Here is a 26606-nt window from a genome sequence, read left to right as displayed (position 1 = left end):
GCGATCTTTCGCCTATCGGGGCGTCTACGAGGGAAGCGACTCCGAGGACACCGTCGTGTCGCGCGGGCGGTATTTCCGTATCTCGGCATCGATGTCCGAGGGCGCGAAGGTCATCGGGGTCAGCTCGCCTATCAGCAGGGGGATGTCCATGGCGCCGTCCAGGTCGAGCGCCAGCGAGCGCAGCTTCTCGAACGAGACGAGCGCCGCGGCGTCGTTGGGCGTTATCACGTCAAGCGTCTCGCGGTTCGCCGCGATGATGACGGCGAGCTCCATCCCCTGCTTCTTGCAGACCTTCAGGGCATCGAGGAAATCGGAGCCGATGCTCATCTGGTGCCTGAAGGTTATTCGGGCCCATGTGGAGCCCTTCACGTAGTATCCCGAGTCGCCAAGCCAGCCCGCCTCGGTGAGCTTGCGGTCGATGACGGCGTTGAGGGTCTTCTGCATCCCCTTGGGGGCCCTCTTTCCGAGGCGTATCTTGGCGTCGCGCTCGGCGTAGAACTCGACGGACGACTCGGACCAGACGTCGTCCGCGAGGATGTCGGCGAGCTCTGCCGCCTCGGGGGTCAACTCGGGCGCGGCCCAGGGCGCGGCGGTGTAGCGAAGTCTCATATCTCTCCTTCCCTTGCTTCGTGATTCCAGAATTCGGGCCTCGGCGGGCATTCGCCGCACGCGAACGCCATCGACAGCGCGGAGGGGTCCGGCAGGGTCTCGGGCCTTTTGCCGTCACCGGCCCGCGCCACCAAATCCCTGCCCACAAGGATGTCGGTAAGGACCGCGTTGTCCAGCGGGCGCGACGGGTCGCCGGCCGAAGAGAAGGCGGCGGGGCGGCCGTCAGGGTCCTTGATGACCGCTAGGCCGTCGGTTCCGAAGTCCCTCTCCTTCCATAGGGCGGACGAGAGCGAGACCGTCTGGTCGCATCCCACCTCCGCGGTGAGCTCGACCTCGCCGCCGCCCGCGAGCGAGAAGCTCATGCGGCCCGCGCCGAGGTCGGTGTGGGCGAAGGACGATTCCGCCGCGTCCATGAGGGCGGAGCGGATGGAGTCCGATGCCGTCTCGCCCGGTTCCCCGCCGCCGGCGAAGAGCCTCTCGAGCGCCCTCGTCTGCGCGGAGTTCCTGAGCTCGAGCAGCGACTCCATCCCTTCATCGATGGAGGGCGAGCCGGAGAGGATGGCGTCGCGGATCTCCGTGGCCACGACGTCGGGGAATTCGCCCACCGCGAGGTTGGCGGTATGGAACCTCTCCTGGATCCTCGTGTACATCCGCTGCTCGACGCTGCGGGGGTACCACACGTTGTAGATATCCACCTCGGCCGCCCTCTGGCCGAGTCGCGCGACGCGTCCGATCCTCTGCTCGAGGACCGAGGGCGTCCACGGGACGTCGACGTTGACGAGCACGCGTGCCGCCTGGAGGTTGAGGCCCTCGGATGCCGCGTCGGAGCAGATGAGCAGCCTGAGGTCGCCGCGCCTGAGGGCGTCGGTTATCTCGGTCTTCGCGCATGCGCGGACGTCGTCCCCGCGGTGGATCTCGGATACCGAGCCGCTGTAGATGCCGTACGTGTAGGCGTCCGAGTCCTCGCGGCCGCGGAACTCCCCCGCCAGCGCGTCCACGGTGTCGGTGTAGCGCGAGAAAAGGAGCACCCTGTCCCCGGCCGCCAGGCTCTCGAGGGCGATGTCCACCGATTTCTTGACCTTCATGTCGAGCCCGCGCTCGATGAGGCCCTCGGCCTCCTCGATCAGCGGCCTGATGGCCGCAGCCTCGATGGACGCGGTGGCGGCGACGTTCGCCGCGCTCAGGCCGTCGAGGTCGCCGGGGATGTCCGCCGAGGCGGCATCCCCGTCCTCGAACAGGTCGGAGTCGTCATCCGGGTCGAGGTCGAGCCCGAGGTCGGCGAGGATCCCCCAATCGGGGTCCGCCGTTCCGGAAAGGTCGGCCCTGACTGAATTCAGCTTGGCGAGCCTGCGCTTCAGGCTCCTGTAGCACGAGCAGAGCGAGGACGAGATCCTTTGCTGGTAGCCCACCCTCGTGAATCCGGTGGAGTTCCTCCTGCCGGGGTGCATCGCCTCCTCGATCGAGAAGTACTCGTTCGAGATGTATGCGTCAACCCTGCTGTAGAACGACATGACCTCGCGCTGGCCGTCGAGCGACACGGCATGCAGGTTGCGCCTCGGGAAGCGGTAGCCGACCCCCTCCAAGGAGCGCCTGGTGTTCCTGACGGTGAGCAGGTGCGCGGGGTGGAGCATGGTGAGTGCCTCGCGCACCGCGCGCCAGTTCCTCTGGACGTAGTCGGCGAGCGCGATGGAGTCGGCGCGGTCGATGCCGGCGAGCGCCGCCACCGATGCCCTTGACGCGGGGCCGAGCTCGGAGAGGTCGGGGCGCATCTCGTCGAGGGTCGACAGGAGCAGCTTTGCCGACTCTGCTGCGGATGTGAGGTCGGGCGCCGCGTTCGACGCGATCGTCTCGAGGGAGCCCAGGAAGCGGCTTTCCTTCCTCCATCTCCTCGGCAGCCCGAGAAGCCGCAGGAGCGCGTGGTACTCGGACGCCTCCTTCTGCATCGGCGTGGCGGTGGCGAGGATCACGTGCGGTATCTGGGCGCAGACGGACTCCAGCATGTCGTAGAGCCTCGTCGTCTTCTTGCGTCCGCCCGCCTGCCTGCTGACGCGGGCGGCGTGGGCCTCGTCCACGACGAGCAGGTCCGGAAGGACCGCGTCGTCGCGCTCGAGGCAGCCGGGCCTGCGGCGGCTCCCGCGGGCGTACTGGGCGGAGACCAAGGCTATGTCCGGGCGGCCGGCCCCTAGGGGGTTTCCCGCCTGCGGGCGCTCGGTCCCGTCCGCGCTAACGTATAGGCCCCTTGTGGAGTCGTAGAGCCACGCTTCTATGCCGAAGCGGTCGCGCAGCTCGGACTGCCACTGGGAGAGGACGGATTTGGGCGTGAGGATGACCACGCTTTGCACCCCGCAGAACCTGACCATGAAGGCCATGGCCGCCGCGGCCTCGAACGTCTTCCCCAACCCCACCTCGTCGGAGAGCAGGACCCTGACGGGCCAGCGGGACAGGGCGTCCACGACCGCCCGCTCCTGGTGCTGGAAGAGTCCGGGGATGTCACCGGAGACGAAGAAGTACGAGGGCATCCTACGCGCCGCCGCGATGGCGCCCTCCGAGTCCGCGGAATGCGACGCGCAGGGTCGGGGAACGTTCCCGCCGAATCCGCGCTCGATGGCGGATGCGACCGATTGGGTTATCTCGCAGGACGTCACGCCCTCGGCGGAACCCTCCCACAGGCCCTCGAAGACCCCGCGCCAGACCTTCTCGACGCCGGGCGTCTCCCAGGACTTCTGCACCATGATTGTCTCGTAGTTTCCGCCGAGCCCTGAGCGCGTCTCGTTGGCGCTCCCCGAGGCGATGACGGAGTTGCCCTGTGCGTCCCGCAGCAGGAACAGCTTCGTGTGGAAGAGCCCGCCATCGTTCGTGGCGGCGGCCCTCACCTCGAGAAGCCCGTCGGCGATCATCCACGCGAGCGTCGCCAGCCGCTCGCGCTGGATTGCGTCGGATAGGCCGAGGATCCCCTCCCCGATCTCGCGGCCGATGCGCTCCGCCTCGGCGCGTAGCGGCTCGGCGGGGTCCGCCGCCGCGGTGAGCTCAGCGGGGACGCTGTGGATGCCGACGATGAGGCGCATGCGGCCGCCGCGGGCGTACAGCCTCTCCACCCCCGCCGAGATGGCGATGAGGGAGTCGAGCGTGTAGTAGCTCGTCACCCGGTCGTATTCGCTCGCCGCGCCGAGCAGCGGCAGGAGGAACTCGGAGAGCAGCCTGCTGCCGTGCCCGGTGTAGACGTATCCGATGCCGAGGGAGGGGAAGCCCTCCCGCCTTTGGTCGCGGGGCATGCGCTACCTTCCCAGCGCGTCGAGGATGCGGTCGCAGGCGTCGGCGTCGCCGTCGATGCTGTCGCGGCATATCGCGCCCGCGTCCGCGATCTTCTCGAGGAGCTCGCGGAGCTTGCTCGACTGCTTGTCGGACAGGACCTTGCCCCTGCCCCTCTGCCCCGCCACGCTCGTCATGAACTTGACCATGAACTTGTCGTCGGCCTTGTACTGCCTGGCCTTCTCGAGGGCGTGCCTGATGTCGGCGCCGGACAGCGCCGCGACCCTCTGGTCGGCGGTCGGCTCCGCGATGGCGACCATGGAGCGGTACATTGCCTCGGCGGCATCCATACGGTCGCGGGAATCCCGCCCGCGCTGGGCGGTCAGCGCCTCCAGCGAGCGCCTCGCCTCGTCCTCGCTCGCGCAGTTGAGGAACGTCCACGCGGTCCTCGGCGGGTTCGCGGCGGCGATCTCGGAGAGGAGGTCCTCGTCTAGGCCGCCCAGCTCGAGGAGCGCCTCCAGCTCGGACGGCGTCGCGTTGATATAGGCCGCGGCGGTGCCGAGGTCGAGTCCCGCCGAGTAGAAGTCGGACGAGACGGACGAAGCCCTCTCGTCCAGCGGCATTCCGGGGTCGTCCCATGCCCTCTTGATCGACTCGAGCGCATCAAGCCTGTTCATGCTACTCCTCTCCCTTCATGCCGCAGCGTACCGCGACCCAGTCGTTGCGCATCCTGGTCGCCTCCGCCGGGGCGACGGACAGCTTCTCCACGAGCACGCGGTAGATGGCGTCGGATGCCGCTAAAACCTGCCTCACCTCGTCGCTGACCTTCTTCTTCCACAGCGGGTGGTCCTCGTAGACGATCACCTGGAGCGCCGAGGGGTCGCCGTCGTCGTCGCCCTCCTCGTAGATGTAGTCGAAGGGCGCGTTGACGTCGCTGCCCCTGCCCCTGTTGACGATCGTGATGTTGACGGTGAGGCCCGACTCGAGCTCGAGGGACCTCTCGGTCACGACGTTTCGCACCGTCGTGTTGATGCCCGCCGTGTCCGCCGCGGTGCTCTCCTCAACGGGAGCGGTCAGCTCGTCATCGGGCAGGATCGACTCGCCGCCGTACTGCTCGGCGAGGCTCTCCGCGACCCTTCGGACCTCCTGCGCGTCGTGTACATTGCCGGAGCGAGACAGGTGGCGCGAGCCCGCGACGAGGGTCTTCAGGTACTCCTTCATGTAGCTGGAGACCAGCTTCCACTCGGGCGTCTCCTGAAGCCCCTGCTTGTAGAAGGTCGAGTCGATGAAGCCGAGCTCGACGTCGCCGATGATACGGCTCGTCATGAGGTGCGCCTTGAACCAGGACTTGTCCCAGGGCATGACGAGCTGCCCGTGGCGGTAGATGTTGAAGCCGTACATGCCGTCGTTGTGCGTCTGGTCGCTGAGCGCCATCCAGCCCGTGATGCGGTACTTGCCGTTCGGCCCGCAGGCGGTGTCGATATCGACCTTGGTACCGGGCAGGTATTTGTAGCTGACGGGCTCGATCTCCGTCCTGTCGCGCCCCTGCACGAGCACGATGCGGTCGCCCGTCTCGAGGTGTCCCTTGAAGGCGGCGCCCAGGTACCTGACGATGGCGCCCGGCATCGGGTCGGGGTTCCTCAGGCGGCTGATGATGAATGCGCTGCCGTGGGGGACCCTGGCGAGCACGCCCGTGCCGTCGACCGGACTGTCCTCGATGACGACGTCCCAGGCGTCCGCGCCCGAGTCCCTGCGACTGTAGTCGTTGATGTCGAACGCGACGTGGTACTCGGTGTCCTCGCCGACCGGACGCGTGAAGATCTCGTAGTACGCGCCGAGGGCCGAGCACGCGGCCTTGAAGCCCATGCCGAAGTGGCCCTTGGCGTCCTCGCCGCGCTCGAGATGGCGCGACATGTCCTCGGCGATGCAGACCGCCTTCTCGAGGATGTCGCCCGTCATGCCCCTGCAGTTGTCGATGACGCTGATCTTGTCGTCGCCGAGCACGACGGCGACCTCGACTTTCTCATTTCCCACCCTAGCGTCGAAGCAGTTCGCGACCAGCTCGCCGATGGACTCGGGAACCGACTGGTTGGTCGCGCCGATGTTCGCCATCAGGCGCGGCGAGGGGTAGTTCTTCACCGTGCGACTCCCCATGGGGACCTCCGGAAATAATCGTCGGGGGCCGGCGGGCGCAGTCGCGCCGCAAGCCCCGCATTCGTTGCCATACGCCATAAGTTTACTTATTGCGCCCCTCGATTTATTGAGCAACAAATTCTATCTGGCGAACGGTCGCGTTCCGGGCGTGCCCGGGGTGCGCCAGATGAAGTATGGTCTATCGCGTTTCCAACCGAAGGGAGGTGAGAATATGGACGAGCGGGCCAAGGGCAGGGTCTACGACGTCTGCCACGAGATGCGCGGACTCGCCTCGGCGCTCGAGGCGGCCGCCCACGGGGAAATGGCCGAGCCGGAGCTTATAGTCGAGTACGCGTCTGGGCAGATTTCAAGACTTTCGGATATGCTTGCAGTGGCAATCGTCGGCAGCCGGCAGGATTGATGTCCGTTGGTGCTATTTACATGGTCCCCGTTTCGGAAGCGCCGCGGGGGTATCGTCGTCGGGGTCGTGGACCACGTACCAGCTGTTCCCGTAATGGCGGATGTCACGGCAGGTCCCGTCCCCGACGACCAATCGCCAGGACTCGGACTGCCTGTTCCTGCCGAGCGCCCACGAGCGGGGGCTGTAGGACTCGATACGGTCGAACGGGTAGACGGTGCCGTCGTACCATTTGATTCCCCAGGGGACGTACTCACCATCGGGGCGGCATTCGACGAGGGCTGTGACTAAACGTATCGACTTCTCGCCATGCTCCATGCAGCACTCCTTTGGAATCAATAACGAACGCGTGTTCTATAGTAGCGCAATCTTGATGGTTGACCGTCGATGCGGTTGCCGCTGCGGCATGACCGGTGCAGAAATCTGAATTAGCCCTATGCTCGGCTCGTATTGCAAACCCTTAAGCGAAGGGAGCCGCATATGCATGCAGCGGCATTTTCGCCTCGGGGGGGGGTCGCTCGTAGGGCGGCTCGCCTCCGGGGCCAGTCTACCATCGAGTACGTCCTGATCATCGCCGTCATCTCGCTCGTCGTCGTCTTCGCCGGACCGCAGGTATCGCAGGCCGTGCATAACCAGTTCGCCGGCGTGGCGAATACCCTGGCCGGCGGCATCCATGGCGGCGGCTCGGGCCTCGGCGGCACCTCGGGCGGCGGGTCCGGCGGCAATACGCCCGACCAGGAGCAGAAGGACTATCTCGAAGACATGAAGTCGGTGACGGACAAGGACCCGAGGGACTGGACGCTCGAGGACCAGAAGAAGGCCGCCGAGGACATCGCCGAGAAGGGAACCGCCTCGGTCGCGTTCCCCAAGGCCAGGGATGCCATGGACGCGGGGACGAAATTCTCTACCAAACTGACGAACGGCGAGACACTTGAGTACCGCATCGTCGGCATCAACCACGATGACTTGGCCGATGGTTCCGGCAAAGCGGGCCTGACGTTCGAGACGACCAGCCCTACCCTACCTTCTCAGAGAATGAATGCCACAGACACCAACGCCGGCGGCTGGGAGGCCTCCGAGCTGCGCGGACGCCTCAACACCGGTGACCTCTGGTCGCTCCTGCCGGTCGAGCTCCAGTCCAAGATGGAGGCCGTCACGAAGATGACCGACAACCAGGGCGGCGGCAAGGGCCCCGGCGCCCCCTCGGCCACGACGGACAAGGTCTTCCTGCTCTCTACGACCGAGGTCTACGGCGACCTCCAGTCCGACGGCACCCAGTACGAGTATTACGCTTCCAAGGGCGTGACGACGTCGAACTGCTCCGGAGCTTCGTCGAGTCTCGGTCACTGGACTCGCTCCGTGGATCCGAGCTACTCCGCGCTCTTCCGCATTGTCTATAGCAACGGTAACTGGGGCGACGGCAGCGCGGCGTACACCGACTACGTGTTCCCCGCTTTCTCCTTCTAATTCCAACTCCTAAGCCCGTGCAATCCGCGCGGGCTTTTCTTTTGGCGATTGTGATTATGGAAACTGTATTGGCTCGTCATCTTGATCGTCTCGCCTCATATTTGAATTTCAAACATGCGATGACGGTAGGTTATAGCACTGGGTTTGGGCACTCGATTTGCACGGCATTGAGAGAGTGCTTTTGGGGTGCCGGACGGCATAAGTTTTTGAACGGGATACAGCTTCGATTCGTTCCGGACGCGGATGTTGACGTAACTGGTCTCTGTGCCACGTGCGATTTCGGTGCTGCATATGACTTAACGGGAATGTTCGAGCGGTACCGGAGTCTCCATCTGGATTGTTCCGACTGGAACATCGGCCCGAATACACTGCATAGCGACTTCAACAAGTACGCACCCGCCGTAATCCTTCCCAAGGCATGGCAATATACAAGTTCAAGTGAACGCATGAAGGCGGCTCCCGATGATTCGGGAGCCGCCTTCGCTATTCAACCTATGGGAAAACCGACTGCTAATTCAATTTGACCCAGATAGCGGGGCGGACTCCGAGCACTTCATCCTGCTCGCTCCCGTCATCGCCAAATTTGATATCGCCCCACTTGCACACGTAATTGGCTAGGGGCTGCCCGACATAGTAGAAATCTCTATAGTCAGAGCTGCCGCCGTACTTCTCGACGGTAGAGGTCCACCAGTCCTTAACTTTGTCGTCCTTCACTGACTTTGCGTACCGAAAATCGTCCGATAGCGCGGGTTCGCAAAGGAGAGAGGTGTTGAGAATCGTGACGTCTCCATCGATGAGGCCCCGTTCGACATCACTGAAGGCGAAATCCCTGAAGCTGCCGTTCAGATAGTCGTATAGCGAGCTGGACTTGAAATCGATTGCGTCGCCTTGCGTATCGAACGCCATCTCGTCGATGCACTTCTGGGTTACGAGAAGGGCCCGTCCGTCCTCCTTGTCGACTACGATCCATCTGATCGGTCTGCCGGCGACTGAGGTACCCTTATAGGTCGAAAGGTCTTCCGAATAGGTCCCGAATTCGACGGTCTGCCCAATCGACTTGCTGTCGATTGTCTCCTGCTCCGCCTTCATGTCCGCCCGCGCTTCGAGCATGGACGGCAGGGGCGAGATGGCGACCATGACGGCAAGCAGGACGATGCCAGCGACAGCCGCGACGGCTATCTTCTTCCTCCTTTTCGAGAGGTTCGCAATCTTCGCGCCGGCCTCTCTTGCCTTCTCGCCCGAATCCCCGTAGCCCTGCTCGGCCAGCCTCTCGAGGCTCTCCTTGGCGGCTTCAGCTTCCTTCCTGTTGCCCTTCTCGAGTATCGCGACGCTCGTCTTGTAGACCCTGTCCCTTCTGGATTCATCCAGGAACGCGGGATCTTCCAGATCCGCCAGTTTCTCGCACACGGCACTGCAGTTCCAGCAGGTATCGCGCTTGAGGTTCACCGCACCGCAGCCGCACTGCCACCATCCATCGTGCTCGGAATGGACGCCTGAGCATTTGAAGGTATCGGCCCCCATCTCGGAGAGCAGGACATCGCGTTCCGACTCCTCGACCCCGGTGAGTGCGAGTGGCGCGGGGCTATCGATGTCGATCGGGTCTCCGAAGGACGTCTCGCCGTCCGCTCGGGTCACAACGGCACGCGAACCGGTGATAACAGACAGCTTGATTCTCACTGCCTTGGGCCTGAGTACCTCGCCGGCGGGCAGGTCGGCATCTAGGAGCGAGAAGTCGACGGTCTCCGTCTCCCCTCCCTCGCCCTCGAGTCCGACCGTGAACTCTATGCGGCCGATGGGTTTCGTCGATACGTTGACGATTTTTGTCTGGAGGAAGCAGGCTCCCGTCTCGGTGTCCCTGGAGACCTGGACGGCCAGTACCCTGACGGGGCAGAGTTCCTGCCAGGAGGGGTTGGCGTCGCGGTAGACGATCTTGTACTTCGACATGTCTACACCTCGGGCAGGGCATCTTCATCCGTTTTTGCGCTGGGCGCCGGCGCCGCTCGGTCTGGCAGTGCGCAGACGATCAGGCCGACCATGAGCGCCGTGCCGAAAAGGCCGATGAACCAGAGGATTCCCGCGCCATTGGTGTAATGCCCCTTGGCCCTGGCGATCTTGACAAGCTCCGCCACGCCGCAGATGTTGGCGACGATTGCCAGGAGGGGCAGGATGAGGATTATCAGCTCCAGCATTCTCATTTCCGTCCTTTCTTCTCGACCGCCCGCTTCGACACCGGCGGTCCTCCGTCACTTCCGATAACACCAATTCTACTGTCCTCACCTGCGAATTTGTTGAGCAACAAATTCGATTGTGCGAGCGTTAGGTTAAGCTGCGCAGACGTTGAGCTAATTACTCTTTGCCGCTGCGGCAAGACCTGTGCAGAAATCTGAATTAGCCCTACGCTCGGCTCGTATTGCAAACCCTTAAGCGAAGGGAGCCGCATATGCATGCAGCGGCATTTTCGCCTCGGGGGGGGTCGCTCCTGAAACGACCCGTCTCCGAGGGCAATCGATTATCGAGTACGTACTGATTATCGCGGTCATCGGCCTTGTGATCGTGTTCGCGGGACCCGGCGTGGTCGGTGCCATCCGAAACCAGTTCAACCAGGTGGCGAACACGGTCGACGCCGGCACCGACGGAGACAACTTCATGAGCGCCGAGGAAAAGGCGTATAAGGAAGCGATGAAGACCGTAGCCCAGAAGGAGGCCAAGGACTGGACCCTCGATGAGCAGAAGGCCGCCACCGACATCGCCAAGAACGGCACATCTTCGGTCGTATACGCTAAAGCCAAGGCCGCCATGGACGCGAACACTTCGTGGCCGATGAAGCTCACTGATGGCAGGACTGTGACCTATCGAATCATCGGCATCAACCACGATGACCTCGCGGACGGTTCGGGCAAGGCCGGTCTGACGCTACAGCTCGATCAGGAACTCGCTGATGGACGTATAGATGCTCGTGGCCCATGGGATAAGTCACCTTTGAGGAGCAATCTCAACAATGGCGAACTGTTCAAGCTGTTCCCAACAGACTATAAGCAGAAGCTGGTTCCAGTAATTAAGTGGACAAACAACGATAACGGTATGTCTAAAACGGCTTCTGTCTCGAAGACTGAAGACCGAGTTTTTATTCCTTCCTATCGAGAACTTTATGGTGATCCCGTATCGAGCCTAAGCGATTATTCCTGGCTTGAGAACGAGGGCGAACAGTACGCTAAGATCTGGGATTCTGGTATGATGCGATCCCTTGATAATAGTTGGGCGGGAAAAGGCCTTACGCATTCGAGTCAAACAAAGCTGGAAGCCGCATATTCATCTGTTAATAATAGTGTCAGACCTGATTTCTGCTTCTAGCCCTATCTGCATCTAGCTGGTAAGCCCGCATGACCCCGCGCGGGCTTTTCTTTTGGCGCTTCAGCCGGTATCACCGTACCGCGACGGTAGAATACTAGAGTACCGCGCTCTCCAGTACCGTATGGGTAACCGCAGACAGGCGCATGGAGAGGAGCAGGGCCATGAGGACTATCAAGGGATATAAGATCAAGGAGCCCGAGGATTGGGGCTTCGAGGTTCCCGCTGACTCGTCTCAGTGCATCCGCGATTTCCTGGATGCCTGGGAGAACGACAGTCGTTTGCTTGATTGCTATATGGACGAACTCCACGGCACGTTGAGGGAATTGTCCGTGGAAAGGGACGACCTCTTGCACAAGTACTATCTCAACGGCGGGTTCGTCGAGGAGCAATAGGGCGTATCCATGATAGGAAATGACGTAAGCACCGATAAGATTCCCGAGAACGTCGACTTCTCCGACAGCGTTCCGAACCCCTACATCGGGAAGGTGCGACGGCGTGTCACCGCCGAGCAAGAAGACGCTGAAGGAGCTCGAGGCGGCGAGCGGGAGAGGTCACCGATGGAGTTCAGGCTTGCAAACGGAATCGTGATCACGAACGAGGACATTGAGCGCGAGTGCGCAGAGTATGAATCCGGCTCTTGGGCGGGAACCCTGACGGGCCGCCACGAGCGGCATGAAGAAGTCTGAGTTCCTGCGTTCAGCCGCAATCGAATAGGCCGTGAACATCCTCAAATCGGCATAAATCCCATTAGAACGATATGGGGCGGAGAAAATCTCCGCCCCATATCAATTACTTCCTTCTGATGCCCACGGTCTGCCTCCTGTGTCCGTCATCTGACATATCCACTAGAAGGCAAATCCGGGTGATAATCCGGATGGGGTCTTACCGCTGCGGCAACGACATGGAGTTTCGATCGGCGAATCCCGACGACGGATTACTCCGCCGTCCCCGTCGCCGGCTACTTTCCTATCCCCGCTTGTAATCCCTGCTGCGGTGGTCGACATCCGCTGCGAGGATGACGAGGACGTCGTCCTCGATGTCGGCGACGATTCGGTAGTCCCCGACCCGGTAGCGCCTGAGGCCGGATTTGTTCTCCGTCAGGCCTCAGCCCATGCTCCGCGGGTCTTCGAGCTGCGAGATCTCGCGCAGCTTCGCGACGGTCCTCCGCGCAGCCTGCCTGTCCGGCTTCCCCATCGACCGCTGGACGTCCCTGTCGATCTCAATCCGCCAGGCCGAGGCTCTCCTCCAGCTCGTCGAGCGTCACGGTCTCAAGCCTGCCGGATCGGAAGTCCTCGGCCTTCTTCATGAGGCCGTACTCGTATTCAAGCCTGTCTATCTCGGCGGCGAGGGCCTCTGTCATGTAGAAGGTTTTCGTGCGGCCCGTCGACTTCGCCAGGCGGTCGTACCTGCTCGCGAGGTCCTCGGGGATTCTCAGCGCTGCGGTGGCGGTTGCCATGATGCGCCTCCTTGCTAGATGCAATGCGTGTATTACTTTCTATCACATCACTCGAACCCCGCACCGGTGTGCGGCCGAATCTGCTCGTTTACCTTACATTATGTCAACCGGCACACGCTCGGCTTATTCAGCCGGATTGAATCAACCATTAAATCAATCTAGGCCTGTAAGGGGCGGCGGAAATCCTTCGAGGTCTGAGGGCGCCGTCCCTAGGTCGGCTCCTCGATGGCCGCGGCTAAATTCCCCAGCTATCGGCTGCGTGGGTCCCAGCACGGGGTTCTGGCACTGCTCGAACGGGGCGCAAGGCTCGGCTGTCGGTCGTGCCGGACGGCATGCGTTTTGGGACGGGGTGCCGCTTCGAATGATGAGGCCACATCGTGGCACCCTCCTGCGTTCTAAGTGTCCTCGGCTGTCCTGATGAGCGTCTATACTGAAATTGCTCACGCTGGGGGCTGCGCTTCGTTTGACAGAGCGGTACTCTGTCTTTGGCGAGCGGGCGCCCGCGACCAGACGCTAATCCTGAGGAGGTAGATGTATGCGCATTTACTGCATGTCGGATATCCATGGATGCCTTGAGCCGTTCCTGAAGGCCCTGGAGACTGTCGACATGGAATCCGAGGATTCCATGCTGGTCCTCCTCGGCGACTACTGCGACAGGGGCCCCGACTCGCTCGGGGTGTTCAGGACCGTCATGGGGCTCCAGGAGCGCTACGGCGGGCGCGTCATCGCGCTGCGCGGAAACCACGAGGAGCAGCTCCTGGAGTACATGTCCAATGTTGACGACCCCGACTTCGCGCAGGCGTGGAAGCTCGCTGACAGCAACCTGGCGACCGCGAGGTCCTTCCTCGAGCCGGATGAGTTCGAGCATGTGCGGCACCTCCTCGTCCTGAAGCGCTTCGAGGAGGCGTACCGCTACACGGTGGGGCGCATGAGGAAAGCCCACGGGACCGTCTTCAGGTGGATCGGGGGGCTCCCGTACTACTGGGAATCTGGGTTCGGGCAGGTGTTCGTCCATGCCGGCATCTACGAGGAGGCGGGCGTCGATTGGTGGAAGCCCGGAACTCCTGGGGAATTTTTCACGTCGATGCCCCCGATGTATGTCGGGCAGCACTTCGACCTCGACGTTATCGCCGGGCACGTCAACACCGAGGCGGTCTCGGGCATCGCGGGCTACCGCGGTATCTGGCATGACGGGACCAGCCATTACTACATCGACGGGAACGTCATGAAGAACGGCGAGGTCGCGGTGCTGACCTACGACTCGGAGACCGGCAGGTACTCGGGTCCGGGGCTGGGCCGGCACTAGGGCGCAGGGGAGGTATCCATCATGGAGGTCTTAGTCGGAGGCAGGGCCACGGACCGAGATATCGTGGAGAAAATCGCCCGCGATCAGGCCGGACTCGACAGAAGATACCTCAGGGTATACGGGAGCTGGGCTACCGGCCCGAACGGCGAGCCGGTTCAGGTCCTCGCCGACGACGAGGCCCATTTCGTCATTAAAGACCCTCGGATTTCCCTGCAGATCTCGATGAGGGTCCTGGACGGCGGCGTGATGGCCACGACGTTTCCGTCGCCCAGAGTCGTGACACCCGACACGTGCGCGGCTTTCACCGAGTTCTCGAATGCGTTGAACGATGTGAGGGTACGGGCGGGCCTGTTCGCCGTGGACACGGAGAACATGGATATCTACTATCAGGCGTTCATCCCGTCTGCGTTCCTCCGAGCCGACATCGAGAAAGCGCGGGAGCTCCTTCTCGAGACGGGTGTGAATTACTTCGGGACCATGTCCGTGCCGATCTGGGGCCTCGCCCAGGGTGACTGGCCGGTCGAGAAGGCAATCCGCTACATGAACGAAATCCTGGATGAGGGTTTCGTCTACGATGGCGACTATGATTAAAAAGGGATCCAGCCAGATGGCTGGATCCCTTTTTGGTGCTCAAGTCAATTCGACCGCCGGCGTCGCCGGCCAGCTGACTCGATGACGCCGGTCGCCATGCTGTACGGCACCCAAAAAGTGAACCCCCGACACAATGCAAACCCAGAGCCAAAACCCAGTGCCAAAATAATCCTTTCCTGCAGGCGGTCACGGGATGCATCCGGGCGGCAGTGGCTCGTCTTCGCAGGGAACCCCTGTCTCCATGGCCTCCTCGACCGTCCCGACGACCGCATCGTCGGGAAGTGACGGGAGGCCCCATGGGATGAAACCGAAGCGGGCGATGTGGGCCTCAAGGCTCACATCGACGGTCATCTTCTTGATTGGCCTTGGGAAGAGGCGAAGTTTCATGGGTCCCCCAATCGTCGACGGGCTCATTCTCGCGCGGCGTGCGGATATGTTCCCGCGCCCCGCGGCCCGAGAGGATCCATTCCGAGAACCGGAGCACATTCTCGGTGGGTCCTGGATAGCGTGCGGCGGCGGCGCCTCCGAGAAACCACAACGTGAGCGCCTGGGCGTAAATCGAGATGCCTACGCGCTCGGCATCCTCGACCACCGCCTGCACCTCCACACGGTCGAGCCGAAGCATGGCGGCGGCACAGGACAGCTCGATTTCCTCGTCCGTGGTGGGGCTAGGTCCAGTCTTCGTCATAGATAAACCCCTGCGTATACAGCTCGTCGTCATTCAGCCTGCCGGCGATCACATCCATGTCAGCAATCTCCTTTCCTTGAGGCTTTCGCCGCACCGGCCTCTAATCTTCGTATGGCCCCTCTCCCTTCTTTGCGCGAGCGGCGTTTACGACGTCGAGCATGTGATGGGTAAAGTCTCGTGTCGTATTGCTCTTCGGGATTCTTGATTTCAGGACTTTTTTATATTCACAGTAGAGTTTATCGGGTACGTTCATGCTGACCTGGGCCAGCCCCTCACGTGTGCTCATCGTCGCTCCTTTTGTCTCGCGTCCGGCGGCTACCACATAACCAACCAAGAAATACGCTTAATACTATACATGAATATCTTCCCTATTATGGCTACTTTATATCTGTTATGTCTAGACAAAATTTGGGTATAGTAAGTTATGAGCCGCTTCAAGCCGCAAGAAGACGGCCAATGCATCAACCGAAGCGGTAAAACAACCCCCATATCGAAAGGAAATGACATGTTGGACTTAATAAATATGACGGCAGGCGATCTCAGCGCGCTCATCAATGACGACGCTGGCGGCAACACCTACTCTACGAGGTTCGGCAAGAGTGTGTATGGCACCATCGCGTTTAACCTCGGCAAGTATAAGTCTCAGCAGAAACATCTTCTCGATGTGCTGGATTCCGTAGAAGACTCCCGTCCGCTCCGGGATATCCTTGTCCATGAAGAGAATCCAGCACAGATTTTGGAAATACTGGCAGCTATCGGCGCGGAAGATGAGGTGAAGCAGGCGTATACAGATGGCGAGGAGGCATGGACGTGCGCTATATCGGACGGTTTCGGGGTGTCCGCTGCATGCGCCAAAAGCGCGGCAGCCATGCGCCGGGCGACCATATACGGCAAGCAGTCCGACGACTCCGACCGGGAGGCCGCCGCATAGGGGTCCGGTGGATGCCCGGAATGGAAGCCTGTCGCCGTCGGTGCGATGACTTCGGTGCTCTAAGAGCTCGGGTATAAGGCTGCCCCTGTCATCTTGATCCCGATTGTCAAGAAACTGCCGGCCGCGAAGGTCGAACTCGCCGCAGCTCGCGCGACCGCGGACACGCTCCGGGACCAGATCACCTTCACGCAGCAGGTGGCTCTTGGTAACCGCACGAACGATTTGAGGTTCTTGGCACAGGCAATCGAGTTGTTGAAAATGGGCTCATACAGCGGCTCTTAGAGCGTCTGCCGCACTCCCCTACCATTACCTCTGCGGCATCCTCGTATAGCGTCCATCCTGCTTGTTGTTTTGAGTTCAGGGCGTACGCGGTGGGTGGATAATGGATTCACTTCGATGACGGCGTTGACGGGAGCGACCATGGCGATGTGCGAGATCAAGTTCAATGAGGGCGAAAGGGCCTTGATTCAGGGCTATGCGAACGCCGCGGGCATGTCTTTTCCCGAGTTCGTGAGAAGGGCCGCGCTCGAGAAGGCTTAGGACATGGCGGCCATCGAGGCCTACAACGAGGCCTTGGAAGGGGATGATAGTACCCGCTACCCGATGGAGGAGGTCGTGCGCATGGCAGCGGAGGCCGATTGATCGTCAACACGCATCGTCTGCTCGAACTTGACAAGGGCGTCGGATATCTGCCTGCTGGTGGGAAGCGCGAAGCGCTCTCTGCGCGACGCGATCTCATCGAACATCGGAACAAGGAACGCCCGGACCTTCGCCTCTTGGAACTGCGATGGGAGCGTTTCCTCCATCAGCGCCCTGAACTCCTCCGGCTTTACGCCGTCTAGGACAGCAAGCAGCTCGTCCATCTCATGCCCGTCGAGCAGGTACTCGACCGCCATGCACGACACCATGGCGTTGAAGTACCGCCCAAAAGACGCGCTGTCGCCCTCGAACAGTATCCCGCCGACTACGCCCGCGGCCGCCGTGCCGACCGTTCCGCCGACCATGCCGCCCGCGAGGCCGACGACGGTCCCCACGCCGGGCGACACCGCCGTGCCGGCCGCGGCACCGACCTTCGCCGCCGCGACTCCTGCCGCAGTGGCGCCGGCGATTCCCCCGGCGATCGAGGTGGCGAGGCATGCCATGTTCTGGGCGTACTGGGCTCCACTCGCCTTGCCCTGGAAGAGCCTGTAGGTCTCGGGGACCGAGAACACGGCGAGGGTCACCGCTGCCGAGACGGCATTGCCCCTTAGCATCTTCGCGAGCTGCTTGGAGGCGGCCGCCCCGCTGATGGCGGTCTTGCCCGTAAGGGCGCGCAGGCCGTTGACGATTGTGGCGGACGCCTTGAATCCGAGCTTGCCGACCAACGCCTGGCTGGGCGCCATCAAAGCATTGGAAAGCCCCGCTCTGGAGAGCTGCGAGACGACCATATGCTGGGCGAAGGACAAGCCGAACACCTGGACGCCGGCGGCGATGCCAGCCTGGACGGCACCGGTGATGTCCTTGGTCTCCCTGTACGCCATGAACGTCGTCGCCAGAAACGACAGGCCGAACGCGCAGGAGCATGTGACCGCGCCGGTCGCGGCGTCATAGGTCACCGATTCAATCGTTCCCGGCTTGGTGAGGTTCACCGCCTGGTCGTATGTGAGCTTGCCTTTGCGGACGATCTTCTCGGCGTCCTTGGGGTCGCTGACGCCGGGGACCTTGCCTTGGCTAATCTTCTTCTCAAAACCGCGGAGCACCTGCTGGTACTGATCTTTCGGGACTTCGAGCTGCATCGGCGTGCGGTCTTCTGTGAGGTAGCGATACTGATGGCTGCTCGGATCGAAGCATGCCTCGAGGGAACCGCGTGCCGTCTTGTAGTACTTGGTCTGGATCAGAACGCCGTCGACACTCCGGTCGGGTCCGTTCTTCGCGTTGTCCCTCCCTAGGATCTCGGCCTGGTGGCCCTGGAGCCTGTCGATGATGCTGTTCGCCTCCTCGGCAAGCTCTCCGTGGCCCGCAGGGTTGTTGACCGCGGCCCGTTGCTCAACGAAGACCTCCCCGTTGCCGTTGATGGTTGCCGCCGCCGTGACTGCTGCGGCTTTGACCGCCGTATCGTCCACCGTGGCAAGCCCGCTGTCGATGACGGCGGCGCGGTCATCCTCGAGGCCGCGGAGCGCTCGGCAGCGGGATACGAACTGGCCCCGGCACGCTTCGTCGACGGTGAGCGCAAGGTTGCTTTCACCGTCGGAGGCGAAGGGGCCGGGTTCGAAGTACGCCCACTCGAAGTAGAAAAGGCGAGACTGTCTCTTTTCCTTCCCCGGGACGGCGAACGCGTCGGCGTCTGCCTTGATGTAGACGCCCTTTTCGGTCATGGCGATGCCGCTGGGCCTGAGGTCGAACTCGGCGTCGGCCCAGACAACGGTCTGTTCCCTCGGTATCGGGAAGGCTGACTTCACCTTGGCGGCATTGGCTTCCGTCAACGAAAGCGGAGACTCCTGGAATGAGTCGAGTAGCTCTTGTGCTCGGGAGCCCTCAATCGCTCTCAGGGCTTCCTGCACCTTGGGCACGTACTCTGCCTTCTCCGCATCAAGCCTTTCGGCCTCTTTTTCGTCGAGGGCGGCCTTCACGCCGCTCACCGTCCCTGCGACCGCCGCGCCCGCCGTTGTAGCCGCGTCCGCGACCGCAGCGCCTGTCGCAACCGCCATCCCAGATGCCCCCTCGGCAATCTTGATTGCCGCCTCGCCGGCAGTCTTAGTGGCCCTCTGCATCTCCTGCAGCGGGTCGAAGCCTTTGTCGAATATGCTCATGGACGATTCTTTCTCGTGGGCGGATAGACAGTTCGAATCGCGTTGTTTCTCATACGAGCGTAATTATAGCCATGCGTCTTTATGCCTTTGGTTCAGCTGCCAGACCCGGCGCGGGAAACTCGAGCAAGATTGTCGAACATTGGGCGGTACAAGGGTGGCGCCCACAATCGCCTCTATATCGACAAGGTGCAGCCGTGCGAGGCTTTGAGAGGGCAATTGACTGCATTCAAGACGCTCGGTTTTCTCCCCTACCGTCATCGTTGCCGCTTCGGCAAGACCGGTGCAAATATTTGGAATAGTCCTACGCTCGGCGATGTATCTACAAGCCCTGAGCGAAGGGAGTGTCGCATATGCATGCAGCGGCATTTTTGCCTCGGGGAGGGGTCGCTCGTAAAACGGCTCGCCTCCGAGGCCAATCTATCATCGAATACGTTCTGATTATCGCGGTTGTCGGCCTGGTGATTGTGTTCGCGGGACCCGGCGTGGCAGGCGGCATCCGAAACCAGTTCAACCAGGTGACGAACACGGTCGACTCCGGCACTGACGGAGACAACTTCATGAGCGCGGAGGAGAAGGCCTACCGCGAGGCGATGAAGACGGTCGCGAGCAAGGACGCGAAGGACTGGAGGCTCGACGAGCAAAAGGCGGCGGCCACCGACATCGCGAAGAACGGCACGTCCTCGGTCGTCTATGCCAAGGCGAAGGCCGCTATGGATGCCGGCACCAAGTTTTCGATGCAGCTGGCTAACGGTAAGACGCTCGAGTACCGCATCATCGGCATCAACCACGACGACCTCGCGGACGACTCCGGCAAGGCGGGCCTGACGTTCCTCACCACCTCGGCGATTATTTCGTCCCGTATGAACGCGACCGACACCAGTGCCGGCGGATGGGAAAAGTCGGAGCTGCGCCAGAAGATGAACTCCGGCGAGATCTGGAACCTCATGCCTGGCGATTTCAAGTCCAAGGTGAAACCCGTCAAGAAGCTCACGAACAACGTCGGGGGCGGCAACGCGAACAAGAACGCCGCCGTGACGGCTACCTCGGACAAGCTGTTCCTGCTCAGCTACTCCGAGATCGTCCCCACCTCCCATTGGGCATCCGGCTATCCCTGGACCTCCTCCGAGGGTACCGAGTACGAGGCATTCAGGGGCAAGGTGACGAATAGTGATTCAGTCAACGCTTGTTTGCTGATTGGTAGCGGTTGGTGGGAGCGCTCGGTTCATCCGAGCTACTCTGCGTACTTCCTCTATGTCGGGTACAACGGCGAGCCATCGAACGCCTCCAGCGCGACGGGCACGACTTGCGTCTGCCCCGCTTGGTGTTTCTAGCTGTCTAGTGCAAAGCCCGCGCAACCCCGTGCGGGCTTTTTTTGGCAACTCCACGAACGATTTGAGGTTCATGGCAGAAGGTAGTCGGGTTGAGGAAAAACGGGCTCATAAAGCGGCTCTCAGAGCTCCTGCCGCACTCTCCCGCCATTACCCCTGCGGCGTCATCGTATAGAGCCCATCCTGGTTGGCGTTTCGTCGCGACAGCCCACTTGTCCACCGATCAAGTGAACTAATGGAATAAATACAGCGACACGCTTGTTCGTTACAGTCGCTATATCTGTGTAAATCGCCGCGATAAATGCCGCCCGTTCTCGGCGTGTACCTGCTGCGCGTATGTAGAATCATAACGCGTTAATAAATCGGCTCAGGCGCATGCAAAACGCGCAAGTAGCCGCAAAAGGCGATTATCGCGCAGGTAGATTTTTGGCACCCTGTTGCTTAATCAAAATTAAGCAATTGCTTAAAACAAAAAAGGTCAGGCACTAGGTGCCTGACCTGCAAACTTCTGGTCGGGACGACTGGATTCGAACCAGCGACCCCTTGACCCCCAGTCAAGTGCGCTACCAAGCTGCGCCACGTCCCGAAGCTTTTGTTTGTTGCTCTGCTCTCGCTCGCAACAGGGAGTATAGTAACCCGAAACTTTGTCCTTGTGCAAGAACTTTTTTACAAATTTTGAAGCAAGTCTAAAATTGTATCTGCGAGCTGGGGTTTTGTTAGAACGGGAAGTTCTTGCGTGCCCGCTGTACTCACTATCCAGGCCTTGTTGGTATCGGTCCCAAAGCCCGAATCGGCGCGCGAGACATCGTTGGCGATAATGGCATCGCAACCCTTGCGCACGAGTTTGCGCTGCGCGTACTCCACGACGTTATCGGTCTCGGCCGCAAAGCCGATCACACGGCGATCGCCCTTTTGGCGTGAGAGCTCGGCCAGGATGTCAACGGTCTCGACGAGCTCAATTCGATCCAGGCGCTCGTTGGCCTTTTTGAGTTTATGGTCCGCCGGGGCCGCAGGCGTGTAGTCGGCGACGGCGGCGGCACAAATGGCCGCGTCGGCCGTCTGGAAGGCGCTCAGCGCAGCCTGGAGCATTTCCGCTGCGGTTTGTACGCGCACGCACGCTACACCGCGGGGAACGTCGAGCGATGTCGGTCCTAGCACGAGCGTGACGGCGGCACCGCGGCGCGCGGCCTCCCCCGCCAGGGCGATACCCATCTTGCCCGATGACCGGTTGCCAATGAAGCGCACGGGGTCGATCGGCTCGTGCGTGGGGCCGGCGGTGATCACGATGCGCTTGCCCACAAGGTCCTGAGGAGCGGGGTCGAGCAGCTTGCAGACGGCCTCGACGATGTCCTCGGGCTCGCTCATGCGTCCCGTGTCCACATCGCCGCAGGCAAGGTAGCCGCTGCCCGGACCCACAACGTGGACACCGCGCTCGCGCAGCGTGGTCATGTTGGCCTGCGTGGCCGGCGCCTTCCACATGCCATTGTTCATGGCCGGCGCGACCACGATAGGACGCGGCGTGGCAAGCAGCGTGGTGGAGATGAGGTCATCGGCGATGCCGTTGGCCATCTTGGCGATGATATTGGCCGTCGCGGGCGCCACGACCACCAAGTCGGGCTCCTGCGCCAGCGAGATATGGTGGATGGGGTCGGAGGGGTCGTCGAACAGACCCACGGCGACCGGCTCGCCCGTGAGCGCGCGAAAGGTGAGCGGGCCCACAAACTCCGTGGCATGCTCGCTCATAACGACCTTGACGCGTGCGCCGCGCTTTTGCAGCAGGCGCACGATATTGCACGACTTATAGGCGGCGATCCCGCCGGTAATGCCCAGCAGGATCGTTTTTCCCTCAAGTTGCATTGAATTGTCGGGTGCCGTCGTCATTGTTAGGCTTCCTTGTTGGGGAGCACGAGCAGGCGGTGGCAGTACGGGCAGTGCGTAATCTCACTACCGTCGTGGTTGAGGTCGCTCATGGACGACGCCTGCAGCGCGGTGTGGCAGACCGTGGGGATGTTGCCCTTGATGGTCTCGACGGCCAGGCCACGGAACTGCTTGAGTAGACGCTCGTAGTCGGCGAGCACGTCGGTCGGCAGCGTGGCGGCAAGCGCGGCGCGCTCCTTGGTGGAGGCATCAATCTGGGCCTGGAGGTCGGCGGCCTTGGCACGGGCGGCCTTGGTGTCGGCCTTTACGCCCTCCTCGAATTTGGCGATGATGGCCTGCGCGCGAGCCTCACGGTCGAGCGCCTCCTTGTGGGCGACAACGACATCCTTGCGGGTGTGCTCAATCTTGTCCAGGCGCTTGGCCAGGGTGGCGAGCTCGTTTTCCAGATCCAGGATCTCGCGGTAGTCAGAGCCGTCGACGTGGCGTTTCTTGGCGGCCTCGATGGCGTTGTTGGTCTGGATCTCGGTGGTGTTGAGATCGTCCAGCTCAATGTCGAGGTCCTTGCGCTGAGCATAGAGCTTGGTCATTTCGGACTTAAGCTTTACATAGGTTTTGCGCTTTGAGGCGAGCTCCTTGAGCTCCGGCATATTGGCAAGTTCGCTCTTGTTGCGGGCGAGCTCCAAATCGATCTGTTGCAGCTTGAGTAGCGTAGCGCCGGCGCTCATAAGTTCTCTCCTTTTGTCACAGTCCACCATTGGCAAGGGTTCAGTATTTTAATCGCATGACGGGGGTCGACCCCGGCGGCAAGCGCGGAGTTCATCAAGATATCCACGAACGGCTCCTCGGAGCGGTCGTGGCCGAGCAAGATCACGCTCAGCCCGCGCAAGGCAAGATCTTGCGCCACGTGATAGCCCGCCTCGCCCGTCACGATGACATCCGCACCGGCGGCGATGGCAAGCTCGCCAAAGTCGCCGAGGGAGCCGCCCAGAATGGCGACGGTGCGGCACGGGCGCTCGGCATCGCCCCATACGCGTGGGTCGCTTCCGAAGGCCGTGGCAGCACGGGCGGCAAGATCGCGCAGCGTGCACGGGTCGTTGAGTGTTGCAAGCGCGCCCAGGCCGCAGGCCTCGGGGTCGTCCACGTGCTCCAGCGAGCTATCGGGCACGGCGTTCAGCAGCTTGCATAGACAGGCACGCGCCTCGTGCGAGCGGTCCAGGTTGGTGTGGAGCGAGATAATGCTCACCCCGCAGCGGGCCGCCTCGTAGAGCGCCGCGCTGCTTTGGGGGCGCGTTGCGCTGGGCGGGCAAAACGACTCGGGCGCCTTGATGTAGACGGGATGATGCGTGAGTAACACGTTGGCTCCGGCTTCCAAGGCGCGCTGCACGTTGTCCCTGGTAGCGTCAAGCGCGCAGGCAACGCCGCGGATCTCGTCGTCGGGGTCGCCAACGGATAAGCCTACGTGGTCCCAGGGCTCGGCGTCCGTCTTGGGATAGCGTGCCAGCAGGGCGCGCTCGAGTTCGGCGACGATCATGCGGCACCTACGATCGTGAGCAGCGTCTGGGCAAAGTCGTCCAGATCGGCCGGATTCACGCGGTCATCGAAGGAGATGCGCAGTGCGCCCAGCGCCTGCTCGCGACCAATGCCCATGGCGCTGAGTACGTGGCTCGGGTCCATGCTGCCGCTCGAGCAAGCCGATCCGGCCGAAACCTCAAAACCGGAGGCGTCGAGCTTGATGATGAGCTCCTCGGAGTCCATGCCGTCAATATAGATCGAAACCATGCCGGGCAGACGGTCGGCCTGCGTGTAGTCGCCCATGGTGGCGTGAATGCGCGGATGGGCCGTGAGCGTGGCGTAGAGCTTGTCGGAAAGGGCTTGCAGCTTCTCGCGCTCCTGAGCCACATGGGGCGCCAGAGACGAGGCGGCAGCGGCAAAGGCCAGCTGCGTGCGCAGGTCCTGCGTGCCGGCACGACGTCCGGCTTCCTGTCCTCCGCCAAAGATGCGGGGGCGCAGCGGCGTGCGGCTTTTTAGGTATAACGCGCCGGAGGCTACGGGGCCGCCAATCTTGTGTGCTGCAACGGTCATGGCATCGACGCCCAGCTCGGTCACATCGAGCGGAATATGCAGATAGCCCTGGATGGCATCGGTGTGGAACAGGGCACCCGCGGTGTGCGCAGCCGCGGCAAGCTCGCGAATAGGCTGTACCACACCGGTCTCGTTGTTGGCGGCCATGATGCTCACGAGCGCGACGTCGTCGCCCAACAAGTCGCTCAGCTCGGCAGGCTCGATGTGGCCCGCACGGCAGGGCTGCACCAAGTCGACGGTAAAGCCCGCGGCTCGCAGCAGCGGCAGGTTGTCCAGGATCGAATCATGCTCGATCGCAGACACGATCACACGGCTGCGCTTACGATCGCGCTGACGAGCACCCTCGGCAAGTCCGAGGAGCGCCAGCTGGTTGGCCTCGGTGCCGCCGTTGGTTAGGACAATCTCGGACGGGCGAACGCGCGCGCCAAAGCTGCGGGCGATCTCGCGGCGTGCAACCTCCAGACGTGCGGCAGCCTTGCGGCCGAGCGAGTGCAGCGAGTTGGGGTTGACGCCTGCAAGCTCGCTTTCGTCGTACTCGCGCTGCGCAAGGAGCGCCTCGGCGCGCATGGGCGTCGAGGCGGCATAGTCAAGATTCACGGGTATGCGGTTTTGACCTGCGGTCATAAGGGTTTATGCCTCCTGTGCGGCCTCGTTGCCCAGCTTCTGCAGCAGCGCAACCTCGGCGGCGGGATCTTCGGACTTAAATACGGCGGAGCCGGCCACGAGCACGTTGGCACCGGCTTTGACGACCTCGGCGATGTTTTTGGAAGAGATGCCGCCGTCGACCTCGATCATGGGAGACACACCGTGGCGCTCGCACATGGCCTTGAGCTCGCGGAGCTTATGCAGCGTGCCCGGGATAAAGCTCTGGCCGCCAAAGCCGGGGTTCACGCTCATGAGCAGCACCATGTCGACGACCTCGATGATGCTCTCGAGCACGCAGACGGGCGTGGCGGGGTTGAGCACCACGCCGGCCTTGACGCCGCGCTGCTGCAGATGCGTGAGCGTGCGGTGCAGGTGCGTGGAGGCCTCGTAGTGAACGGTGATCATATCGGCGCCGGCGTCGGCATACCAATCGACGGTCTCGTCGGGGTTCGACACCATCAGGTGCGCGTCGACCGGCACCTTGGTGGAGCGCTTGACGGCCTTGAGGATTTCGACGCCAAAGGTGAGGTTGCCGGTAAAGTGACCGTCCATGACGTCGAAGTGCACATAGTCGGCGCCGGCGATCTTGTCGAGCTCGCCCTTGAGGTTGGCCATGTCAGCCGAAAGGACGGACGGAGCGATTTTGATGGAACCCATGGTAGTAGCCTTTCTGCGCTAGTCGGTGAGTCCGTAGAACTCTTGAGAGGGGACGCGGTCGGTAAGGATCTCGAGCGCCCTATCCAAAGTAACACCGTTGTAGAGCGTTTGCTCCACGGCAAAGGTGAGCGGAATGTCTACGCCCAGCGAACGGGCGAGCTCGCTCACGCTGCGGGCGGCGACGGCGCCCTCGACCACCATATGCGTGCGCGCCTGGTACTCGTCGAGCGATACGCCGTGGGCAAACTCGTAGCCGAAGGTGCGGTTGCGCGAATGCTCGGAGGTGCAGGTGGCAATAAGGTCACCCATGCCGGCAAGACCCATACAGGTCATGGCCTGGCCGCCGCGGGCGTGCACCAGTCGGCTGATTTCTGCCAGGCCGCGCGTCATGATAAGGGCGAGCGTGTTGTCGCCCGCGCCGGTACCGGCGGAGATGCCGCACACGATGGCGATGACGTTTTTCATGGCTCCGCAAACCTCAACGCCGGTCATGTCCTGCGACAGATAGATGCGGAAGGCCGTGGATAGGAGCAGGTCCTTAAAGGTCTCCCCTACCTGCGAGTCTTTGCTGGCGATGACGGCGGCGGAAAGTCCGCCGCGGCATATCTCCTCGGCATGGTTGGGGCCCGAGAGCGCCGCCACACGTGCCTCGTTGCCGATCTCGCTGGCGATGACCTCGCTCATGAGCATGCCGGACTCGGGCTCGATGCCCTTGGTGAGGCACAAGACGGGGGTGTCGGCGGCGATGAACGGCGCCGCCTGGTGGCAGACGCCACGCAGGTGCGCCGAAGGCACGGCAAAGATGATGGCGTCGGCACCGTCGAGTGCCTGGGCCAGGTCCGTCGTGGCGACAACGTTTTCCGGCAGCACGTAGTCCACCAGATAGCGCGGGTTGCGGTGCTCGCCGTTAATACCGGCGGCCGTCTGCTCGCTATGGGCCCACATGGTCACGCGCTCGGCTCGCGCGGCGGCAAGGCCGGCGACGGCGGTTCCCCAGGAGCCGGAGCCAATCAGCGCAACATTCATGA

At 62.2% G+C, this 26606-nt stretch carries 28 protein-coding genes and 1 tRNA gene; 10 read left to right on the top strand and 19 right to left on the bottom strand.

Annotated elements, in window-relative coordinates; all coding sequences use genetic code 11:
• Positions 1–24 precede the first annotated feature (24 nt).
• The 4 genes from ACTQ1E_RS04350 to ACTQ1E_RS04335 are packed head-to-tail and all read right to left on the bottom strand — an operon-like array spanning position 25 to position 5997.
• Positions 25–609: a hypothetical protein gene (locus tag ACTQ1E_RS04350; RefSeq protein WP_154516409.1), complete on the bottom strand. Its 585-nt coding sequence runs from the start codon at positions 607–609 to the stop codon at positions 25–27.
• Complete coding sequence (locus tag ACTQ1E_RS04345; protein ID WP_441564973.1) at positions 606–3881, bottom strand: helicase-related protein; 3276 nt, start codon at positions 3879–3881, stop codon at positions 606–608. Before ACTQ1E_RS04345 ends, ACTQ1E_RS04350 begins: the two co-directional genes overlap by 4 nt.
• A 3-nt stretch (positions 3882–3884) precedes the next feature.
• A complete protein-coding gene (locus tag ACTQ1E_RS04340) occupies positions 3885–4535 on the bottom strand; it encodes a hypothetical protein (RefSeq protein ID WP_441564971.1) in 651 nt (216 codons plus the stop codon).
• Between the two features lies 1 nt (position 4536).
• Positions 4537–5997 (bottom strand): ATP-binding protein, encoded by a 1461-nt coding sequence (locus tag ACTQ1E_RS04335; RefSeq protein WP_427795894.1) that lies wholly within the window; start codon positions 5995–5997, stop codon positions 4537–4539.
• 226 nt (positions 5998–6223) lie between these two features.
• On the opposite strand from ACTQ1E_RS04335, the gene ACTQ1E_RS04330 reads away from it, so the two are divergent.
• Positions 6224–6412 (top strand): hypothetical protein, encoded by a 189-nt coding sequence (locus tag ACTQ1E_RS04330; RefSeq protein ID WP_441564969.1) that lies wholly within the window; start codon positions 6224–6226, stop codon positions 6410–6412.
• A 12-nt stretch (positions 6413–6424) separates the two neighbouring features.
• On the opposite strand, the gene ACTQ1E_RS04325 is transcribed toward ACTQ1E_RS04330, so the two are convergent.
• Positions 6425–6727, bottom strand: a complete 303-nt coding sequence (locus tag ACTQ1E_RS04325) for a hypothetical protein (RefSeq protein WP_441564967.1) — start codon at positions 6725–6727, stop codon at positions 6425–6427.
• 162 nt (positions 6728–6889) lie between these two features.
• Here ACTQ1E_RS04325 and ACTQ1E_RS04320 point away from each other — a divergent pair, with 162 nt between their 5' ends.
• The gene (locus tag ACTQ1E_RS04320) at positions 6890–7876 is read left to right on the top strand and encodes a DUF6273 domain-containing protein (RefSeq protein ID WP_441564965.1); all 987 of its coding nucleotides are present in this window, start codon (positions 6890–6892) and stop codon (positions 7874–7876) included.
• Positions 7877–8386: 510 nt separating this feature from the next.
• Here ACTQ1E_RS04320 and ACTQ1E_RS04315 read toward each other — a convergent pair.
• Together ACTQ1E_RS04315 and ACTQ1E_RS04310 are read right to left on the bottom strand one after the other, a co-directional pair.
• Entirely contained in the window at positions 8387–9820 is a 1434-nt protein-coding gene (locus ACTQ1E_RS04315) for a hypothetical protein (RefSeq protein WP_441564963.1), read from the bottom strand.
• A 2-nt stretch (positions 9821–9822) separates the two neighbouring features.
• A complete protein-coding gene (locus ACTQ1E_RS04310) occupies positions 9823–10071 on the bottom strand; it encodes a hypothetical protein (RefSeq protein ID WP_441564961.1) in 249 nt (82 codons plus the stop codon).
• Positions 10072–10447: 376 nt separating this feature from the next.
• Here ACTQ1E_RS04310 and ACTQ1E_RS04305 point away from each other — a divergent pair, with 376 nt between their 5' ends.
• The 3 genes from ACTQ1E_RS04305 (at position 10448) to ACTQ1E_RS04295 (ending at position 11913) form a co-directional block, all read left to right on the top strand.
• Complete coding sequence (locus ACTQ1E_RS04305) at positions 10448–11227, top strand: DUF6273 domain-containing protein (RefSeq protein ID WP_441564959.1); 780 nt, start codon at positions 10448–10450, stop codon at positions 11225–11227.
• A 161-nt stretch (positions 11228–11388) separates the two neighbouring features.
• Positions 11389–11619: a hypothetical protein gene (locus ACTQ1E_RS04300; protein WP_441564957.1), complete on the top strand. Its 231-nt coding sequence runs from the start codon at positions 11389–11391 to the stop codon at positions 11617–11619.
• Between the two features lie 9 nt (positions 11620–11628).
• On the top strand, positions 11629–11913 hold the full coding sequence (locus ACTQ1E_RS04295; protein WP_441564955.1) for a hypothetical protein: 285 nt from the start codon (positions 11629–11631) through the stop codon (positions 11911–11913).
• A gap of 280 nt (positions 11914–12193) precedes the next feature.
• Here ACTQ1E_RS04295 and ACTQ1E_RS04290 read toward each other — a convergent pair whose 3' ends face one another.
• Together ACTQ1E_RS04290 and relB are read right to left on the bottom strand one after the other, a co-directional pair.
• Entirely contained in the window at positions 12194–12328 is a 135-nt protein-coding gene (locus ACTQ1E_RS04290) for a type II toxin-antitoxin system RelE family toxin (RefSeq protein ID WP_441565010.1), read from the bottom strand.
• Between the two features lie 118 nt (positions 12329–12446).
• Positions 12447–12683, bottom strand: a complete 237-nt coding sequence (gene relB, locus ACTQ1E_RS04285; protein WP_441564953.1) for a type II toxin-antitoxin system RelB family antitoxin — start codon at positions 12681–12683, stop codon at positions 12447–12449.
• Positions 12684–13218: 535 nt separating this feature from the next.
• Between relB and ACTQ1E_RS04280 the strand changes: the two genes are divergently transcribed.
• Both ACTQ1E_RS04280 and ACTQ1E_RS04275 read left to right on the top strand, forming a co-directional pair.
• Complete coding sequence (locus ACTQ1E_RS04280; protein WP_441564951.1) at positions 13219–13989, top strand: metallophosphoesterase; 771 nt, start codon at positions 13219–13221, stop codon at positions 13987–13989.
• A gap of 21 nt (positions 13990–14010) precedes the next feature.
• Entirely contained in the window at positions 14011–14580 is a 570-nt protein-coding gene (locus ACTQ1E_RS04275) for a hypothetical protein (RefSeq protein ID WP_427726769.1), read from the top strand.
• A gap of 328 nt (positions 14581–14908) precedes the next feature.
• Here ACTQ1E_RS04275 and ACTQ1E_RS04270 read toward each other — a convergent pair whose 3' ends face one another.
• Both ACTQ1E_RS04270 and ACTQ1E_RS04265 read right to left on the bottom strand, forming a co-directional pair.
• Complete coding sequence (locus ACTQ1E_RS04270) at positions 14909–15268, bottom strand: hypothetical protein (protein WP_441564949.1); 360 nt, start codon at positions 15266–15268, stop codon at positions 14909–14911.
• A 100-nt stretch (positions 15269–15368) separates the two neighbouring features.
• Positions 15369–15554: a hypothetical protein gene (locus tag ACTQ1E_RS04265; protein WP_427726765.1), complete on the bottom strand. Its 186-nt coding sequence runs from the start codon at positions 15552–15554 to the stop codon at positions 15369–15371.
• 138 nt (positions 15555–15692) lie between these two features.
• Between ACTQ1E_RS04265 and ACTQ1E_RS04260 the strand changes: the two genes are divergently transcribed.
• Positions 15693–16199 carry a hypothetical protein gene (locus tag ACTQ1E_RS04260; protein ID WP_427726763.1) on the top strand — a complete coding sequence of 169 codons (507 nt, stop codon included), beginning with the start codon at positions 15693–15695 and terminating at the stop codon, positions 16197–16199.
• Between the two features lie 396 nt (positions 16200–16595).
• Positions 16596–16739 carry a DUF6290 family protein gene (locus ACTQ1E_RS04255; protein WP_441564947.1) on the top strand — a complete coding sequence of 48 codons (144 nt, stop codon included), beginning with the start codon at positions 16596–16598 and terminating at the stop codon, positions 16737–16739.
• 56 nt (positions 16740–16795) lie between these two features.
• On the opposite strand, the gene ACTQ1E_RS04250 is transcribed toward ACTQ1E_RS04255, so the two are convergent.
• Positions 16796–18988 carry a hypothetical protein gene (locus ACTQ1E_RS04250; protein ID WP_441564945.1) on the bottom strand — a complete coding sequence of 731 codons (2193 nt, stop codon included), beginning with the start codon at positions 18986–18988 and terminating at the stop codon, positions 16796–16798.
• A 350-nt stretch (positions 18989–19338) separates the two neighbouring features.
• Here ACTQ1E_RS04250 and ACTQ1E_RS04245 point away from each other — a divergent pair, with 350 nt between their 5' ends.
• Positions 19339–20319 (top strand): DUF6273 domain-containing protein, encoded by a 981-nt coding sequence (locus tag ACTQ1E_RS04245; RefSeq protein ID WP_441564943.1) that lies wholly within the window; start codon positions 19339–19341, stop codon positions 20317–20319.
• Between the two features lie 506 nt (positions 20320–20825).
• Here ACTQ1E_RS04245 and ACTQ1E_RS04240 read toward each other — a convergent pair.
• The 7 genes from ACTQ1E_RS04240 to ACTQ1E_RS04210 all read right to left on the bottom strand — a co-directional run bounded on the left by ACTQ1E_RS04240 (position 20826) and on the right by ACTQ1E_RS04210 (position 26604).
• Positions 20826–20902, bottom strand: a tRNA-Pro gene (locus ACTQ1E_RS04240).
• Between the two features lie 80 nt (positions 20903–20982).
• On the bottom strand, positions 20983–22197 hold the full coding sequence (gene coaBC / locus ACTQ1E_RS04235; protein WP_441048414.1) for a bifunctional phosphopantothenoylcysteine decarboxylase/phosphopantothenate--cysteine ligase CoaBC: 1215 nt from the start codon (positions 22195–22197) through the stop codon (positions 20983–20985).
• 2 nt (positions 22198–22199) lie between these two features.
• A complete protein-coding gene (locus tag ACTQ1E_RS04230) occupies positions 22200–22919 on the bottom strand; it encodes a zinc ribbon domain-containing protein (RefSeq protein WP_441564940.1) in 720 nt (239 codons plus the stop codon).
• Positions 22916–23725 carry a Nif3-like dinuclear metal center hexameric protein gene (locus ACTQ1E_RS04225; protein ID WP_441564938.1) on the bottom strand — a complete coding sequence of 270 codons (810 nt, stop codon included), beginning with the start codon at positions 23723–23725 and terminating at the stop codon, positions 22916–22918. The genes ACTQ1E_RS04230 and ACTQ1E_RS04225 overlap by 4 nt, the downstream gene beginning before the upstream one ends.
• A complete protein-coding gene (locus tag ACTQ1E_RS04220; protein WP_441564936.1) occupies positions 23722–24900 on the bottom strand; it encodes a cysteine desulfurase family protein in 1179 nt (392 codons plus the stop codon). The genes ACTQ1E_RS04225 and ACTQ1E_RS04220 overlap by 4 nt, the downstream gene beginning before the upstream one ends.
• Positions 24901–24906: 6 nt before the next feature.
• A complete protein-coding gene (rpe, locus tag ACTQ1E_RS04215; RefSeq protein WP_441564934.1) occupies positions 24907–25578 on the bottom strand; it encodes a ribulose-phosphate 3-epimerase in 672 nt (223 codons plus the stop codon).
• 18 nt (positions 25579–25596) lie between these two features.
• Positions 25597–26604, bottom strand: coding sequence for an NAD(P)H-dependent glycerol-3-phosphate dehydrogenase (locus ACTQ1E_RS04210; protein WP_441564932.1), 1008 nt, complete (start codon positions 26602–26604; stop codon positions 25597–25599).
• Positions 26605–26606 lie beyond the last annotated feature (2 nt).

This window comes from Collinsella sp. LCP21S3_C7, from assembly GCF_052118485.1.
Taxonomy (GTDB): domain Bacteria; phylum Actinomycetota; class Coriobacteriia; order Coriobacteriales; family Coriobacteriaceae; genus Collinsella.
Note: the sequence above shows the minus strand (reverse complement) of the source record. Positions and strands in the feature narration are given on the sequence as shown.

Excerpts from the sequence above, each read along its gene's own strand:
- ACTQ1E_RS04320 (WP_441564965.1), top strand. The coding sequence starts at position 6,890 with ATGCATGCAGCGGCATTTTCGCCTCGGGGGGGGGTCGCTCGTAGGGCG.
- ACTQ1E_RS04265 (WP_427726765.1), bottom strand. The coding sequence starts at position 15,554 with ATGAGCACACGTGAGGGGCTGGCCCAGGTCAGCATGAACGTACCCGAT.
- ACTQ1E_RS04295 (WP_441564955.1), top strand. The coding sequence starts at position 11,629 with ATGATAGGAAATGACGTAAGCACCGATAAGATTCCCGAGAACGTCGAC.
- ACTQ1E_RS04260 (WP_427726763.1), top strand. The coding sequence starts at position 15,693 with ATGAGCCGCTTCAAGCCGCAAGAAGACGGCCAATGCATCAACCGAAGC.
- coaBC (WP_441048414.1), bottom strand. The coding sequence starts at position 22,197 with ATGACGACGGCACCCGACAATTCAATGCAACTTGAGGGAAAAACGATC.
- ACTQ1E_RS04250 (WP_441564945.1), bottom strand. The coding sequence starts at position 18,988 with ATGAGCATATTCGACAAAGGCTTCGACCCGCTGCAGGAGATGCAGAGG.
- ACTQ1E_RS04225 (WP_441564938.1), bottom strand. The coding sequence starts at position 23,725 with ATGATCGTCGCCGAACTCGAGCGCGCCCTGCTGGCACGCTATCCCAAG.
- ACTQ1E_RS04275 (WP_427726769.1), top strand. The coding sequence starts at position 14,011 with ATGGAGGTCTTAGTCGGAGGCAGGGCCACGGACCGAGATATCGTGGAG.
- ACTQ1E_RS04315 (WP_441564963.1), bottom strand. The coding sequence starts at position 9,820 with ATGTCGAAGTACAAGATCGTCTACCGCGACGCCAACCCCTCCTGGCAG.
- ACTQ1E_RS04255 (WP_441564947.1), top strand. The coding sequence starts at position 16,596 with ATGACGGCGTTGACGGGAGCGACCATGGCGATGTGCGAGATCAAGTTC.
- ACTQ1E_RS04230 (WP_441564940.1), bottom strand. The coding sequence starts at position 22,919 with ATGAGCGCCGGCGCTACGCTACTCAAGCTGCAACAGATCGATTTGGAG.
- ACTQ1E_RS04310 (WP_441564961.1), bottom strand. The coding sequence starts at position 10,071 with ATGAGAATGCTGGAGCTGATAATCCTCATCCTGCCCCTCCTGGCAATC.
- ACTQ1E_RS04210 (WP_441564932.1), bottom strand. The coding sequence starts at position 26,604 with ATGAATGTTGCGCTGATTGGCTCCGGCTCCTGGGGAACCGCCGTCGCC.
- ACTQ1E_RS04245 (WP_441564943.1), top strand. The coding sequence starts at position 19,339 with ATGCATGCAGCGGCATTTTTGCCTCGGGGAGGGGTCGCTCGTAAAACG.
- ACTQ1E_RS04330 (WP_441564969.1), top strand. The coding sequence starts at position 6,224 with ATGGACGAGCGGGCCAAGGGCAGGGTCTACGACGTCTGCCACGAGATG.
- ACTQ1E_RS04270 (WP_441564949.1), bottom strand. The coding sequence starts at position 15,268 with ATGACGAAGACTGGACCTAGCCCCACCACGGACGAGGAAATCGAGCTG.
- ACTQ1E_RS04350 (WP_154516409.1), bottom strand. The coding sequence starts at position 609 with ATGAGACTTCGCTACACCGCCGCGCCCTGGGCCGCGCCCGAGTTGACC.
- ACTQ1E_RS04280 (WP_441564951.1), top strand. The coding sequence starts at position 13,219 with ATGCGCATTTACTGCATGTCGGATATCCATGGATGCCTTGAGCCGTTC.
- ACTQ1E_RS04325 (WP_441564967.1), bottom strand. The coding sequence starts at position 6,727 with ATGGAGCATGGCGAGAAGTCGATACGTTTAGTCACAGCCCTCGTCGAA.
- ACTQ1E_RS04345 (WP_441564973.1), bottom strand. The coding sequence starts at position 3,881 with ATGCCCCGCGACCAAAGGCGGGAGGGCTTCCCCTCCCTCGGCATCGGA.
- relB (WP_441564953.1), bottom strand. The coding sequence starts at position 12,683 with ATGGCAACCGCCACCGCAGCGCTGAGAATCCCCGAGGACCTCGCGAGC.
- ACTQ1E_RS04220 (WP_441564936.1), bottom strand. The coding sequence starts at position 24,900 with ATGACCGCAGGTCAAAACCGCATACCCGTGAATCTTGACTATGCCGCC.
- ACTQ1E_RS04340 (WP_441564971.1), bottom strand. The coding sequence starts at position 4,535 with ATGAACAGGCTTGATGCGCTCGAGTCGATCAAGAGGGCATGGGACGAC.
- ACTQ1E_RS04300 (WP_441564957.1), top strand. The coding sequence starts at position 11,389 with ATGAGGACTATCAAGGGATATAAGATCAAGGAGCCCGAGGATTGGGGC.
- rpe (WP_441564934.1), bottom strand. The coding sequence starts at position 25,578 with ATGGGTTCCATCAAAATCGCTCCGTCCGTCCTTTCGGCTGACATGGCC.